The organism is Enterobacter sp. SORGH_AS_0287, from assembly GCF_031453695.1.
GTDB lineage: Bacteria > Pseudomonadota > Gammaproteobacteria > Enterobacterales > Enterobacteriaceae > Enterobacter > Enterobacter ludwigii.
Map to the genome: position 1 here is coordinate 3683465 of NZ_JAVIZW010000001.1, position 15146 is coordinate 3698610.

9 protein-coding genes and 2 pseudogenes are annotated in these 15146 nt (G+C 56.7%); 5 read left to right on the forward strand and 6 right to left on the reverse strand.

All coding sequences use genetic code 11. From position 1 onward, the window contains the following. Positions 1-119: 119 nt before the first annotated feature. Positions 120-2300, forward strand: coding sequence for a catalase/peroxidase HPI (gene katG, locus QE396_RS17470; RefSeq protein WP_025202761.1), 2181 nt, complete (start codon positions 120-122; stop codon positions 2298-2300). A gap of 49 nt (positions 2301-2349) precedes the next feature. On the opposite strand, the gene QE396_RS17475 is transcribed toward katG, so the two are convergent. From QE396_RS17475 to argE, 5 genes are all read right to left on the reverse strand, one after another. Beyond that, positions 2350-3453: a glycerol dehydrogenase gene (locus QE396_RS17475; RefSeq protein WP_309951886.1), complete on the reverse strand. Its 1104-nt coding sequence runs from the start codon at positions 3451-3453 to the stop codon at positions 2350-2352. Between the two features lie 12 nt (positions 3454-3465). After that, on the reverse strand, positions 3466-4128 hold the full coding sequence (fsa, locus tag QE396_RS17480; RefSeq protein WP_163304486.1) for a fructose-6-phosphate aldolase: 663 nt from the start codon (positions 4126-4128) through the stop codon (positions 3466-3468). 128 nt (positions 4129-4256) lie between these two features. Next, positions 4257-5021, reverse strand: a complete 765-nt coding sequence (locus QE396_RS17485; protein ID WP_040018280.1) for an AraC family transcriptional regulator — start codon at positions 5019-5021, stop codon at positions 4257-4259. A gap of 63 nt (positions 5022-5084) precedes the next feature. Continuing rightward, positions 5085-7736 carry a phosphoenolpyruvate carboxylase gene (ppc, locus tag QE396_RS17490; protein WP_014172182.1) on the reverse strand — a complete coding sequence of 884 codons (2652 nt, stop codon included), beginning with the start codon at positions 7734-7736 and terminating at the stop codon, positions 5085-5087. Between the two features lie 270 nt (positions 7737-8006). Next, positions 8007-9158: an acetylornithine deacetylase gene (gene argE / locus QE396_RS17495; protein ID WP_020883942.1), complete on the reverse strand. Its 1152-nt coding sequence runs from the start codon at positions 9156-9158 to the stop codon at positions 8007-8009. An 88-nt stretch (positions 9159-9246) separates the two neighbouring features. Between argE and argC the strand changes: the two are divergent. The 4 genes and pseudogenes from argC (at position 9247) to oxyR (ending at position 13733) form a co-directional block, all read left to right on the forward strand. Next, positions 9247-10252, forward strand: a pseudogene (argC, locus tag QE396_RS17500) (N-acetyl-gamma-glutamyl-phosphate reductase). Between the two features lie 6 nt (positions 10253-10258). Next, positions 10259-11035, forward strand: coding sequence for an acetylglutamate kinase (argB, locus tag QE396_RS17505; protein ID WP_086462987.1), 777 nt, complete (start codon positions 10259-10261; stop codon positions 11033-11035). A gap of 78 nt (positions 11036-11113) precedes the next feature. Continuing rightward, positions 11114-12488, forward strand: a pseudogene (gene argH, locus QE396_RS17510) (argininosuccinate lyase). Between the two features lie 327 nt (positions 12489-12815). Beyond that, a complete protein-coding gene (gene oxyR, locus QE396_RS17515) occupies positions 12816-13733 on the forward strand; it encodes a DNA-binding transcriptional regulator OxyR (RefSeq protein WP_014172176.1) in 918 nt (305 codons plus the stop codon). Here oxyR and sthA read toward each other — a convergent pair. After that, positions 13716-15116, reverse strand: coding sequence for a Si-specific NAD(P)(+) transhydrogenase (sthA, locus tag QE396_RS17520; RefSeq protein WP_014172175.1), 1401 nt, complete (start codon positions 15114-15116; stop codon positions 13716-13718). The genes oxyR and sthA overlap by 18 nt on opposite strands. Positions 15117-15146 lie beyond the last annotated feature (30 nt).

Consider the following 15146-nt stretch of genomic DNA (forward strand, 5'->3'; position numbering starts at 1 on the left):
CACATACTTTCAATGGGAAATTAAACGGAATTAACTATCGAATCTGTGGGTTATCTCAACTATACCTTATCAACAAGGGCGTATATCGTAACGGTAACACTGTAAAAGGGAGCATAGCGATGAGCACGTCAGACGACAGCAATAATGCGGCATCAATCGGCAAGTGCCCGTTCCATCAGGGCAGCGTCGATCACAGCGCGGGGGCAGGCACAGGCAGCCGCGACTGGTGGCCAAAACAACTCCGCGTCGATCTTCTTAATCAACATTCCAACCGTTCTAACCCTCTGGGTGAAGACTTTGACTACCGCAAAGAATTCAGCAAACTCGATTACTCAGCGCTCAAGGGCGATCTCAAAGCACTTCTGACCGACTCTCAGCCGTGGTGGCCAGCCGACTGGGGCAGCTATGCGGGCCTGTTTATCCGTATGGCCTGGCACGGCGCAGGTACCTATCGCTCCGTTGACGGTCGCGGTGGCGCAGGGCGCGGTCAACAGCGCTTTGCCCCCCTGAACTCCTGGCCAGATAACGTAAGCCTGGATAAAGCGCGCCGTCTCCTGTGGCCTATCAAACAAAAATACGGTCAAAAAATTTCCTGGGCTGACCTCTTCATCCTTGCCGGTAACGTGGCGCTGGAGAACTCTGGCTTCCGTACCTTTGGTTTTGGGGCCGGGCGTGAAGATGTCTGGGAACCGGATATGGACGTGAACTGGGGTGATGAAAAAGCCTGGCTCACCCACCGTGACCCGGAAGCACTGGCGAAGCGCCCACTGGCAGCCACCGAAATGGGGCTGATTTACGTTAACCCGGAAGGGCCAAACGCCAGCGGTGAACCACTGTCAGCGGCCGCGGCGATCCGTGCCACCTTTGGCAACATGGGGATGAACGACGAAGAGACCGTTGCGTTGATTGCTGGCGGTCATACCCTCGGTAAAACCCACGGTGCAGGTGAAGCGACCCATGTCGGCGCCGACCCGGAAGCCGCGCCAATTGAAGCGCAGGGTCTGGGCTGGACCAGTACGCACGGTACCGGCGTTGGCGCAGATGCGATCACCTCCGGGCTGGAAGTCATCTGGTCACAAACGCCGACCCAGTGGAGTAACTACTTCTTCGAGAACCTGTTCAAATACGAGTGGGTGCAGACCCGCAGCCCGGCGGGTGCGATTCAGTTCGAAGCCGTGGATGCACCAGACATTATGCCAGATCCGTTCGACCCGTCGAAAAAGCGCAAACCGACGATGCTGGTCACCGATCTGACGCTGCGTTTTGACCCCGAGTTCGAGAAAATCTCCCGCCGCTTCCTGAACGATCCGCAGGCCTTTAACGAAGCCTTTGCCCGCGCGTGGTTCAAGCTGACCCACCGTGATATGGGGCCAAAAGCGCGTTACATTGGTCCGGAAGTGCCGAAAGAAGATCTCATCTGGCAGGATCCACTGCCGCAGGCGGTGTTCAACCCGACCAAAGAGGACATAGAGAGTCTGAAAGCGGAAATCATTGCCTCGGGTCTGTCCGTGAGCGACCTGGTTTCCGTTGCCTGGGCGTCTGCATCGACCTTCCGCGGTGGCGATAAGCGTGGCGGCGCCAACGGTGCGCGTCTGGCACTGGCACCTCAGCGCGACTGGGAAGTTAACGCCGCAGCGGTTCGCGCGTTACCCGCTCTGGAAGCTATTCAGCGTACCACGAATAAAGCGTCACTGGCCGATATCATCGTGCTGGCAGGTGTGGTGGGTGTTGAACAGGCGGCGAAAGAGGCCGGCGTTTACGTCAATGTACCGTTCACGCCGGGCCGCGTTGATGCGCGCCAGGATCAGACGGATATCGAGATGTTTAACCTGCTCGAACCGATTGCCGATGGCTTCCGTAACTACCGTGCACAGGTTGATGCCTCCACTACCGAGTCTCTGTTGATTGATAAGGCCCAGCAGCTGACGCTCACTGCACCAGAACTGACGGTGCTGATTGGTGGTCTGCGCGTACTGGGGGCGAACTTCGATGGCAGTCAGAACGGCGTGTTCACCCATCGTGAAGGCGTGCTGAGTAACGATTTCTTCGTGAACCTGCTGGACATGAATACCCAGTGGAAAGCGACCGATGAATCAAACGAGCTGTTTGCCGGCAGCGATCGCGCCAGTGGTGAAGTGAAATACACCGCCACGCGTGCCGATCTGGTATTCGGTTCGAACGCCGTGCTGCGCGCGCTGGCCGAGGTTTACGCCAGCAGCGACGCCCATGAGAAATTCGTCCGCGACTTTGTTGCCGCTTGGGCGAAGGTGATGGATTTGGATCGGTTTGATCTGCAGTAAATACAATCCCCGCTTCGGCGGGGATTTTTTTATTATCCGGCCATACCGGTTACGCCCACTCCCGCAGGAACCGTTGCCCGTACTGATCGGCCACCAGCAGCGCCGCGTAAACCTGATCAGGTGACACCCCGCCTGGCATGTTGTGAATGGTTTCCCCCTCTGCGCAGGCAGCCTCGGCAATCAGCCGCATTTTGACCGGAATATCCTCTTTAATATTCAGTTGTGCCAGCGTGATGGGCAAACCTACGCTGTGACACAGCGCCGCGACGGTTTCAATTTCCTCTACCGGGGCATTTTCCAGCACCAGTTGCGTCAGCGTCCCAAACGCCACTTTTTCACCGTGATAGAACGAATGTGCCTCCGGCACGGCGGTCATTCCGTTGTGAATGGCGTGTGCGGCCGCCAGTCCACCACTTTCAAATCCAACGCCGCTCAGATAGGTATTGGCTTCAATGATGCGCTCCAGCGCCGGTGTGACCACGTGCTGCCCGGCTGCGAGCATCGCTTTCTCACCCTCTTCAATTAACGTGTTGTAGCACAGCTCGGCTAGGGCTAGCGCAGCCTGGGTACATTTTCCGCCCGCCATGGTGATTGCGCCGCTACGGGAACAGGCGCGCGCTTCAAACCAGGTGGCAAGGGCATCGCCTATCCCGGCGGCCAGCAGACGCGGCGGAGCGCCAGCCACCACCCGGGTGTCGACAATCACCATGTTCGGGTTATGCGGCAGCATCAGGTAGCGATCGAATTCACCGCTGTCGGTATAAATGACGGAAAGGGCGCTGCACGGGGCGTCGGTGGAAGCGATAGTCGGGGCGATGGCAACGGGCACGTCCATAAAATGCGCCAGCGCTTTGGCGGTATCCAGCGTTTTCCCGCCGCCGATACCGAGCACCGCCATACAGTCGGCGCCGTCGGCCCGTTTTTTCACGCGATCGATCTCGTTTTGCGAACATTCGCCACCGAAGGGCGCGATTTCAGCATGAATTTCCGCTTTTTTGAAACTCTCAAGCAAGGTCTCTTGTGCAAAACCCAGCACAAACTTATCGCCCACAACCAGCCAGCGTGTTGCCAGTGGTTTCAGATAGTCGCCGAGACGGGTGAGAACATCAGCGCCCTGGATATATTTCCCCGGCGATTGAATGATACGGTCCATAACAGATCTCCCTTAGAGATTGAGGTTACCAAACGCGTTTTTCCAGTCGTGCTCAAACTTCTCTATGGCTGACTCTACCGCCGGGGTGCCGAGCATTTGTTGCGCTACATCTAAAGGAAGCGTGATTGCTTCACATCCGGCGAGCAGGCAGTCCAGCGCCTGACGTGGTGTTTTGAAGCTGGCGGCCAGTACGCTGCTTTCTGGGGCGTGGCATTCGAGCAGGGATTGCAGCTCCTGTACCATACGAATGCCGTCCCCGCCCTGAGCGTCGACGCGGTTAACATACGGTGCGACATATTTCGCTCCCGCCAGCGCGGCCAGTAAACCCTGGGCGGCGCTGTAAACGGCCGTGCCCAACGTGGTTATGCCCTCTTTTTTCAGCATTTTTATCGCCATAAGGCCCTGTGCGGTCACCGGGATTTTCACCACGATGTCAGGAATGGCGTTACTCAGGCGTTTGGCTTCTGCCACCATCCCTTCGGCTTCACGGCTCATGGTCTGGGCAAACAGCGTACCCTGTGGCCCGATGGCGTTTTGCAGACGCGGCAGTACGTTCCAGAGGGTTTCGCCGCTGGCGGCTACAATGCTCGGGTTGGTGGTGACGCCGGCAATCGGAAAAATGCGCGCCAGGCGCTCAACCTCTGCCACGTTGGCGGTATCCAGATACAGTTCCATTATTTTTCCTTAAGTCAGAAAGGTTAACTTAAGGATAAGGTGGGGCTGCTGGCCGGGGATACAGGTCAATTTTGCCAAATACTGGACAAATGTAATGTGCTTAGTGAAGTGAGAGGGCGATCACAATGCTAGTTTTTGGCAGTCAGCTGGCTGTGATACTGGCGGCGGTACTCGGAAGGGGAGCGTTCGGTATGTTTACGAAAGAGGCGGCAGAAGTAGTTGCTGTCTGTAAAGCCGCAGCGGGCGGCAATGTCTTTGATTTTTAGATCATAACCCTTGAGCAACTGGCGCGCGTGTTCCAGACGCGTTTGGGTCAGGTATTCATTGAACCCCACGTTCCCGGTCTTCTGAAACAGATGTGAAAGGTAGTTGGGTGAAATATAAAACGCCCGCGCCACGGAATCGCGGGTCAGCGGTGAGGCGTGATGTTCATCGAGATAGCGCCGGATGGCTTCAAACAAAGCACGACTGCGGCTGTCAGTATGAATGTCGCTGCCAAGAAGATCGCGACAGTGGCTGAGCATACTCAGTACCACCAGTCTGGCCGTTTCCTGTTCATCAGGCTGCATCTGCAGCTCGGCCAGCGTTTGCAGGAGAAACGCTCCGGTTCGGGGGCCGCGCCGGGCAACCTGCTGGTGCTGTATAAGCACGTTATCCCGATAAAGACGAAGCGACAGCTGCTGTTTACCGAAGCTGATGCTGAGCGCGTGACCGGTATGAAGTAACCCCTCCGCAGAGGAAGAAAACCACGCTTCGCAGGCATTATCGAGGTTAATGACCAGGCAAGGCGTTGTGCGGGAGTGTGGGTCGGGCGGGGCGACAAACCGTACGTCACGTAGCGCGACGGTGCCATTAATGAGGTCGGTCAGAAGGGTGCTGATGTCGTGGTGCATGGCGTGAATACCGGATATCGCCCGGCAGCGTTAGCGCTGCCGGGCCTGTATGAAGCCAATGGATTAGCCTGTGTTACGCATACCTGCCGCAACGCCTGCAATCGTCACCATCAACGCCTGTTCGACGCGTGGATCCGGCTCTTTACCTTCTTCTTCCGCCAGACGTGAACGGTGCAGCAGCTCCGCCTGCAGGACGTTCAGGGGGTCGGTGTAGATGTTACGCAGCTGGATGGACTCGGCAATCCACGGCAGATCCGCCATCAGGTGCGAGTCGTTAGCAATGTCCAGCACCACTTTGATGTCGTCTTCCAGCAGTTCGCGCAGCTCTTTACCCAGCGTCCACAGCTCAGGCTTCACCAGACGCTGATCGTAGTATTCCGCCAGCCACAGGTCTGCTTTCGAGAAGACCATCTCCAGCATACCCAGACGGGTGGAGAAGAATGGCCAGTCGCGGCACATGGTTTCCAGTTCGTTCTGTTTGCCATCTTCCACCACTTTCTGCAGCGCCGCGCCTGCGCCCAGCCAGGCGGGCAGCATCAGACGGTTCTGGGTCCAGGCGAAGATCCACGGGATGGCACGCAGAGACTCTACACCACCGGTCGGGCGGCGTTTAGCCGGGCGTGAACCCAGCGGCAGTTTACCCAGCTCCTGCTCAGGGGTAGCTGAACGGAAGTAAGGCACAAAATCTTTGTTTTCACGCACGTAGCCGCGGTACAGATCGCAGGAGATATCTGATAGCTCGTCCATGATATGGCACCAGGACTCTTTCGGCTCTGGCGGTGGCAGCAGGTTCGCTTCCAGAATTGCACTGGTGTAGAGCGACAGGCTGCTGATGGTCACTTCCGGCAGGCCGTACTTAAAGCGGATCATTTCACCCTGTTCGGTCACGCGCAGGCCGCCTTTCAGGCTTCCCGGCGGTTGTGACAGCAGTGCCGCATGCGCTGGCGCGCCACCACGGCCAATCGAGCCGCCGCGTCCGTGGAACAGCGTCAGTTCGATGCCCGCTTTTTCACAGGTTTTGATCAACGCGTCCTGTGCCTGATATTGCGCCCAGGATGCCGCCATGACGCCCGCGTCTTTTGCGGAGTCGGAATAGCCAATCATCACCATCTGTTTGCCCTGAATAAAGCCGCGGTACCAGTCGATGTTCAGCAGCTGCGTCATGACGTCGTTGGCGTTGTTCAGGTCATCAAGGGTTTCAAACAGCGGTGCAACCGGAAGGGCATAGTCGATACCGGCTTCTTTGAGCAGAAGGTGAACGCCCAGCACGTCAGACGGCGTTTTCGCCATGGAGATCACATAGGCAGCCACCGATCCTTTTGGCGCATCAACGATCGCTTTACAGGTGTTGAGCACCTCGCGGGTTTCGTTGCTTGGCTCCCAGTTACGTGGCAGCAGGGGACGCTTGGAGTTCAGTTCGCGGATCAGGAAGGCTTGTTTGTCCGCTTCGGACCAGCTTTCATAGTCGCCGATGCCGAGATAGCGGGTCAGTTCGCCCAGCGCTTCGGTATGACGGGTGCTTTCCTGACGGACGTCAATACGCACCAGCGGCACGCCGAAGCACTTCACGCGACGCAGGGTGTCGAGCAGTTCGCCATTCGCGATGATGCCCATTCCGCAGGCCTGCAGCGATTTATAGCAGGCATACAGCGGCTCCCAGAGCTGCTCGTTCTGGCTCAGCAGGCCTTCCGGCTTCGGCAGGCGCTGGCCTTTCAGACGCGCTTCCAGCCAGGCCTGCGTCGCCATCAGTTGGCCACGCAGTTTTTTCATCAGGAAACGATACGGCTCGCTGGCACCTTCTTCGCCGGCCAGCGCGCGCAGTTCCGGCGTGGCCTCTACCATCGACAGCTCGGAGATCAATACCTGAATATCTTTCAGGAACAGGTCGGTTGCTTTCCAGCGGCTCAACAGAAGCACGTGGCGGGTAATTTCCGCGGTGACGTTCGGGTTGCCGTCACGGTCGCCGCCCATCCAGGAGGTGAAGCGCACCGGCACAAAATCGACCGGCAGGCGGTAATCCAGATTCGCTTCCAGCTGCTCGTTCAGCTCACGCAGGTAGTTCGGCACCCCTTCCCACAGGCTATTTTCCACTACTGCAAAGCCCCATTTGGCTTCGTCGACCGGGCTTGGACGATGCTTACGAATTTCATCGGTGTGCCAGGACTGGGCAATCAGCTGGCGCAGACGGCGCATCAGCTGGTTGCGTTCGTAGTCAGCAATGTCTTTGTTATCCAGCTGCTTGAGGCAGTTGTTCACTTCCACCATTTTGTGGATCAGGGTGCGGCGAGTGATTTCGGTTGGGTGAGCGGTCAGAACCAGCTCCAGCGAAAGGGACTCCACCGCTTTTTTGATGATGTCTTCGTTGAGGTCTGGTTGGTCTTTCAGTTTACGAAGCGTACGGGCAATGACTTCCGGGTTGCTGGCAGCTTCGCCATTCGGCGAAATGCTGTGGTATTGCTCAGCGGTGTTTGCCAGGTTCAGAAACTGGCTGAAGGCGCGGGCAACGGGCAGCAGCTCATCGTTAGAAAGGTTCTGCAAGGTGGTGAGCAGCTCCTGACGACTGGCCTCGTTACCTGCACGGGAAGATTTTGACAGCTTGCGGATGGTTTCAACGCGGTCGAGGATGTTTTCCCCCAACGCATCTTTGATGGTATCTCCAAGCACTTTGCCGAGCATACTGACATTACTACGCAACGCGGAATATTGTTCGTTCATAAAAACCCAGTCACCCCATCATTTTTGTTTATGCCCAATCGAAAATCTTTTGGACAATATTTTGTCATCTCCCTTTATAAAGCCACGTAAAACCCCCGTCGTCAATTGCTGCGAAAACGGTTCAGCAAACGAATAAATGTGGGTAATTTACGAAATTTAATTCGCTTTGCGTCAGATAAGAGATGCTTATGGGAATGTGACGAAGATCGCGGGATTTGTTGCCCTTACCCTGACCCTCTCCCACCGGGAGAGGGAACCCTCAGGGGCATTTTAATGCCAGCAGAAGTGATGCACGACCTGAGTAATCAGTTCACGGGTCGGTTTGATAAAGCGCGTTTCCAGATATTCATCCGGCTGGTGAGCCTGGTTGATGGAACCCGGGCCAAGCACCAGCGTAGGACACAGGGTCTGAATAAACGGTGCTTCGGTGCAATAGTTCACCACGTCGGTTTTCTCGCCGAGCAGCTTTTCCACGACTTCAACCAGTTGATGATCCGGCGGACATTCGTAGCCAGGGATCGGCGGATGAAGCTCGGAGACCGTCAGGCGGCCCGGCCAGCGCTCGCTGACCGGCGCCAGCGCTTCGGTCAACAGGCCGTCGAGATCGCTCAGCGTCATGCCCGGCAGCGGACGGATATCCATATGCAGTTCGCAGCAGGCGCAGATACGGTTGGATGCATCGCCACCGTGCAGGCTGCCGAGGTTCAGCGTCGGGTAAGGCACGGTGAATGCGTCGTAGTGATAACGCTCTTTCAGCGAGTCGCGCAACTGCATGATGCGGCCGATGGCGTCGTGCATCAGTTCGATGGCGTTGACGCCGCGCGCCGGATCGCTGGAGTGGCCTGACTGGCCCAGCACGCGCACCGCCGTGGAGATATGGCCTTTGTGGGCGCGGATTGGCTGCAGTGACGTTGGTTCACCAATAATGGCGCAATCCGGGCGAATCGAGGTGTTTTCAGAGAAGTAGCGCGCCCCGGCCATGCTGGTCTCTTCATCGGCAGTGGCCAGAATGTAGAGCGGTTTCTTCAGCGTTGTCACGTCCACGTCACGCAGCGCATCGAGGATAAAAGCAAAAAAGCCTTTCATGTCGGCGGTGCCCAGACCGTAAAGCTTGTTGTCATGCTCGGTCAGGGTGAACGGATCGCGCGTCCAGCGACCATCGTCAAAGGGAACGGTATCGGTATGACCGGCCAGCAGCAGGCCGCCGGCACCCTGTCCGGTACTGGCGAGCAGGTTAAATTTATGGCGTGTTCCGGGGACGGGCTGAACCTCAACGTTAAACCCAATATCGCTAAACCAACCTGCCAGCAGATTGATTAAAGACTCATTGCTCTGATCCAGCGCTTCTTCGGTCGCACTGATGGAGGGTGTGGCAATCAGGGCGCGGTAAATCTCGATAAATGGCGGTAAGTTCATTTTCATTGTTGACACACCTTAGGTCGTGATAGTATCAATATTCATGCAATAAATGTGAATAAAAATACATTAACGTTGAGCATAAAGGAACCCGATGTTGAATACGCTGATTGTAGGCGCTAGCGGTTATGCGGGCGCAGAGCTTGTAAGCTACGTGAATCGCCATCCTCATATGACCATAACCGCTTTGACCGTGTCAGCGCAAAGCAATGATGCAGGAAAGTTAATTTCCGATTTGCATCCGCAACTTAAAGGCATTGTTGATCTGCCGCTGCAGCCAATGTCTGACATCCGCGCGTTCACCGACGGCGTCGACGTGGTGTTTTTAGCTACCGCGCACGAAGTCAGCCACGACCTGGTTCCGCAATGTCTGGCGGCCGGCTGTGTGGTGTTCGACCTCTCCGGCGCCTTCCGTGTGAATGACGGCGCGTTCTACGAAAAATATTACGGTTTCACCCATCAACACCCTGAACTGCTGGAAAAAGCGGTATACGGCCTGGCGGAGTGGAGCACAGATAAACTGAAGGAAGCGGATCTGGTTGCCGTGCCGGGCTGTTATCCGACGGCGGCACAGCTTTCTCTGAAGCCGCTGATCGACGCAGACCTGCTGGATCTGAACCAGTGGCCGGTGATCAACGCCACCAGTGGTGTCAGCGGCGCGGGGCGTAAAGCCGCTATCGCTAACAGCTTCTGCGAAGTGAGCCTTCAGCCGTATGGCGTGTTCAATCACCGCCATCCACCCTGAAATCACGACGCATCTGGGTGCGGATGTTATCTTCACGCCGCATCTGGGCAGCTTCCCGCGTGGGATCCTCGAAACCATCACCTGCCGCCTGAAACCCGGCGTGACCCACGAACAGGTGAGCGAAGCCTTTACGCAGGCCTATGCGGACAAACCGCTGGTGCGCCTGTACGACAAAGGCGTGCCGGCGCTGAAAAACGTGGTTGGCCTGCCATTCTGCGACATTGGCTTTGCCGTGCAGGGTGAGCACCTGATTGTGGTGGCTGCGGAAGATAACTTACTTAAAGGCGCTGCCGCGCAGGCAATGCAGTGTGCAAATATTCGTTTCGGTTTCCCGGAAACCCAGGCTCTTATTTAAGGTGTGATGATGAACCCATTAATTATCAAACTCGGTGGTGTACTGCTGGACAGCGAAGAAGCGCTGGAGCGTCTTTTTACCGCGCTGGTGAACTATCGCGAATCACACCAACGTCCGCTGGTGATTGTGCACGGCGGCGGCTGCGTGGTTGATGAGCTGATGAAAGGGCTCAACCTGCCGGTGAAAAAGAAAAATGGCCTGCGCGTCACGCCTGCTGACCAGATTGATATTATTACCGGTGCCCTGGCGGGGACGGCGAACAAAACGCTGCTGGCGTGGGCGAAGAAACACCATATCGCCTCTGTCGGTCTGTGTCTGGGCGATGGTGACAGCGTAAAAGTGACCCAGCTCGACGAAGAGCTCGGACACGTTGGACTGGCACAGCCTGGTTCGCCTAAGCTGATTAACATGCTGCTGGAAGGAGGATTCCTGCCGGTGGTGAGCTCTATCGGGGTGACCGAAGAGGGCGAGCTGATGAACGTCAATGCAGACCAGGCGGCAACGGCTCTGGCGGCTACGCTGGGCGCGGACCTGATTCTGCTCTCTGACGTAAGCGGTATTCTCGACGGCAAAGGCCAGCGTATTGCGGAAATGACCGCAGCGAAAGCCGAACAGCTTATCGAGCAGGGCATTATTACCGACGGCATGATCGTCAAAGTCAATGCGGCGCTGGATGCCGCGCGTACGCTCGGACGTCCGGTGGACATCGCCTCCTGGCGCCACGCGGAGCAACTCCCGGCGTTGTTTAACGGCACGCCGATTGGCACGCGTATTCTGGCGTAAGCAATTTACCGATTCTGCAGGCCCGGTCAGCGCAGCGCAGCCGGGCAATGAAATTCAAAGATATTAAGGAAGCATGTTATGGCACTTTGGGGTGGGCGTTTTACACAGGCAGCGGATCAACGGTTCAAACAGTTCAACGACTCTTTGCGCTTCGACTACCGCCTGGCCGAGCAGGATATCGTCGGCTCTGTGGCCTGGTCCAAAGCGCTGGTCACCGTGGGCGTTCTGACCGCAGACGAACAGCTGCAGCTGGAAGAGGCGCTGAATAACCTGCTGGAAGAGGTGCGTCTGGACCCGCAGCAGATCCTCGCCAGCGATGCGGAAGATATTCACAGCTGGGTGGAAGGGAAACTCATCGATAAAGTCGGCCAACTGGGTAAAAAACTGCATACCGGGCGTAGCCGTAACGACCAGGTCGCGACTGATCTGAAATTGTGGTGTAAAGATACCGTTGGTGAACTGCTGGCAGCCAACCGTCAGCTGCAGGGTGCGCTGGTGGAAACCGCGCAGAACAATCAGGACGCGGTGATGCCGGGTTATACCCACCTGCAGCGCGCGCAGCCGGTAACCTTTGCGCACTGGTGTCTGGCCTACGTTGAGATGCTGGCGCGTGATGAAAGCCGTCTGCAGGATACCCTGAAGCGTCTGGACGTGAGCCCGCTGGGCAGCGGTGCGCTGGCAGGGACGGCCTATGAAATCGACCGTGACCAGCTGGCAGGCTGGCTGGGCTTTGCTTCAGCCACCCGTAACAGCCTGGACAGCGTCTCTGACCGTGATCACGTGCTGGAGCTGCTTTCCAATGCGTCTATCGGCATGGTGCATCTGTCGCGCTTTGCCGAAGACCTGATTTTCTTCAAACTCCGGTGAAGCCGGGTTTGTTGAGCTGTCTGACCGCGTGACGTCAGGCTCCTCTCTGATGCCACAGAAGAAAAACCCGGATGCGCTGGAGCTTATCCGCGGTAAGTGTGGCCGTGTGCAGGGCGCGCTGACCGGCATGATGATGACCCTGAAAGGGCTGCCGCTGGCGTATAACAAAGATATGCAGGAAGACAAAGAAGGGCTGTTCGACGCGCTCGATACCTGGCTGGACTGCCTGCATATGGGCGCGCTGGTGCTGGATGGCATTCAGGTGAAACGCCCGCGTTGTCAGGAAGCGGCGCAGCAGGGCTATGCAAACTCGACCGAGCTTGCCGATTACCTGGTGGCGAAAGGCGTACCGTTCCGTGAAGCGCACCATATTGTCGGTGAAGCGGTGGTTGAAGCCATTCGTCAGGGTAAGGCACTGGAAGCGTTGCCGCTGACCGACCTGCAGAAATTCAGTGCGGTTATCGGTGATGATGTGTATCCGATTCTGGCGTTACAGTCTTGTCTGGATAAGCGTGCAGCGAAAGGCGGCGTGTCACCGAAGCAGGTCGCGCAGGCGATTGCGGATGCGAAAAACCGGCTGGTTTGATGAGTGCGGGCTGGTGCCCTCATCCCGGCCCTCTCCCACCGGGAGAGGGCGTAAACACTAAAAATGGCAACTTCGGTTGCCATTTTGCTTTTATCCCCGGGCTTTTTTACGCAAAAAAAAAGCGGACCACGGGGTCCGCAAAAGTTCACGTTGGCTTTAGTTGTTCGAGTTTTGAGAGAAACTCGCTGACGGTGCGGGGACGTCAAGGGTCAAGCACGTGCCGCCTCGTCTATGTGGTGTATTATTCAACAGAATGCTTGATAGGGATAATCGTTCGTTGCTATGCTATCTATCGCCATGAACTATCGTGGCGACGGAGGATGAATAATGAATATTCGTGATCTTGAATACCTGGTAGCGCTAGCCGAGCACCGCCATTTTCGCCGCGCGGCAGATTCCTGCCACGTCAGCCAGCCTACCCTGAGCGGCCAGATCCGCAAGCTGGAAGACGAGCTGGGCGTGATGCTGCTGGAGCGCACCAGTCGTAAGGTACTGTTCACCCAGGCAGGTCTGCTGCTGGTGGATCAGGCGCGCACCGTGCTGCGCGAGGTCAAAGTGCTCAAGGAAATGGCAAGCCAGCAGGGGGAGGCGATGTCCGGCCCGTTGCATATTGGCCTGATCCCAACCGTTGGCCCGTACCTGTTGCCGCACATCATTCCAATGCTGCATCAGACGTTCCCGAAACTCGAAATGTATCTGCATGAAGCGCAAACCCATCAGCTGCTGGCGCAGTTAGACAGCGGCAAGCTCGACTGTGCCATTCTGGCGCTGGTCAAAGAGAGCGAAGCTTTTATCGAAGTGCCGCTGTTTGATGAGCCCATGATGCTGGCGATCTATGAAGATCACCCATGGGCGAACCGCGATCGCGTGCCGATGGCCGATCTGGCCGGTGAAAAACTGCTGATGCTGGAAGATGGTCACTGCCTGCGCGATCAGGCGATGGGCTTCTGCTTCGAAGCGGGTGCTGACGAGGATACCCATTTCCGCGCAACCAGCCTTGAAACGCTGCGTAATATGGTGGCGGCGGGAAGTGGAATCACATTGCTGCCGGCACTGGCCGTGCCGCGCGAACGTAAACGTGACGGCGTGGTTTATCTGCCATGCATTAAACCAGAGCCACGTCGTACCATTGGTCTGGTTTATCGTCCGGGTTCACCGCTGCGCAGCCGCTATGAGCAGCTGGCAGAGGCCATCCGTGGTTCGATGGATGGCCATTTTGACAATGCGTTAAAACAGGCGGTTTAAACCGTTCAGTGCCGCGACCCGATAGGCTTCCGCCATGGTCGGGTAGTTGAAGGTGGTGTTAACGAAGTACTCGATGGTGTTACCACCACCTTTTTGCTCCATGATCGCCTGGCCGATATGAATAATCTCCGCCGCGCGTTCACCAAAGCAGTGAATACCGAGGATCTCTTTCGTCTCGCGATGGAACAGGATCTTCAGCGTACCCACGCTCATTCCCACGATTTGCGCCCTCGCCAGATGTTTAAACTGCGCGCGACCCACCTCGTAAGGCACCTTCATTGACGTCAGCTGCTGCTCGGTTTTCCCGACGGAGCTGATTTCCGGGATGGTATAAATACCTGTCGGAATATCTTCGATCAGATGTGCCGTCGCTTCGCCTTTCACCAGCGCCTGCGCCGCGATGCGTCCCTGATCGTATGCTGCAGAAGCCAGGCTTGGATAACCGATAACATCACCGACGGCATACACATGCGGCAGGGCTGTCTGGTACATGCTGTTCACCTTCAGCTGACCGCGGCTGTCGGTTTCGAGCCCGATATTTTCCAGAGCCAGAGAATCGGTGTTACCGGTACGGCCGTTGGCGTACAGCAGGCAGTCTGCTTTCAGCTTCTTGCCCGATTTCAGATGCATGATCACACCGTCGTCGCAGCCTTCAATTTTCTCGTACTCTTCGTTGTGGCGAATCACCACGCCGCTGTTCCAGAAGTGGTAAGAGAGCGAGTCTGACATTTCCTGATCGAGGAAGGCCAGCAGGCGGTCGCGGGTGTTGATCAGATCAACTTTCACGTCCATGCCCCGGAAGATCGACGCATATTCGCAGCCAATCACCCCTGCGCCATAGATAATCACATGACGGGGTTCGTGGTGCAGGCTCAGGATGGAGTCGCTGTCGTAAATGCGCGGGTGGGAGAAGTCCACGTCTGCCGGATGGTATGGGCGTGAACCACAGGCGATGACAAATTTTTCCGCCGTGATGGTTTCGACCGACCCGTCGTGGCATTCGAGTGCCAGGGTGTGTTCATCAACAAAGTGCGCATTGCCCTGCAAAATTTCACAGTGGTTACGCTCATAAAACCCCTGGCGCATCCGCGTCTGCTGGTTAATAACGGTATCTGCATGATTCAGGATGTCAGCAAAGGAGGAACGAAGAAGTCGGGAGTGGTCGCTGTAAAGAGGGTTCTGGTTAAATTCAATAATGCGGCTAACGGCATGGCGGAGGGCTTTGGAAGGGATGGTGCCCCAATGGGTGCAACCACCGCCAACGTTATGGTAGCGCTCTATCACCGCTACTCTGGCTCCCTGTTTCACCAGTCCCATAGCAGCGCCTTCGCCGCCGGGGCCGGAACCTATCACAATTGCGTCGTAATCGTAGGAATGTGGCATGGTAAGGCTTACCTGTTCTTATACATAAAA

Excerpts from the sequence above, each read along its gene's own strand:
- oxyR (WP_014172176.1), top strand. The coding sequence starts at position 12,816 with ATGAATATTCGTGATCTTGAATACCTGGTAGCGCTAGCCGAGCACCGC.
- argB (WP_086462987.1), top strand. The coding sequence starts at position 10,259 with ATGATGAACCCATTAATTATCAAACTCGGTGGTGTACTGCTGGACAGC.
- argE (WP_020883942.1), bottom strand. The coding sequence starts at position 9,158 with ATGAAAATGAACTTACCGCCATTTATCGAGATTTACCGCGCCCTGATT.
- katG (WP_025202761.1), top strand. The coding sequence starts at position 120 with ATGAGCACGTCAGACGACAGCAATAATGCGGCATCAATCGGCAAGTGC.
- fsa (WP_163304486.1), bottom strand. The coding sequence starts at position 4,128 with ATGGAACTGTATCTGGATACCGCCAACGTGGCAGAGGTTGAGCGCCTG.
- QE396_RS17475 (WP_309951886.1), bottom strand. The coding sequence starts at position 3,453 with ATGGACCGTATCATTCAATCGCCGGGGAAATATATCCAGGGCGCTGAT.
- QE396_RS17485 (WP_040018280.1), bottom strand. The coding sequence starts at position 5,021 with ATGCACCACGACATCAGCACCCTTCTGACCGACCTCATTAATGGCACC.
- ppc (WP_014172182.1), bottom strand. The coding sequence starts at position 7,736 with ATGAACGAACAATATTCCGCGTTGCGTAGTAATGTCAGTATGCTCGGC.
- sthA (WP_014172175.1), bottom strand. The coding sequence starts at position 15,116 with ATGCCACATTCCTACGATTACGACGCAATTGTGATAGGTTCCGGCCCC.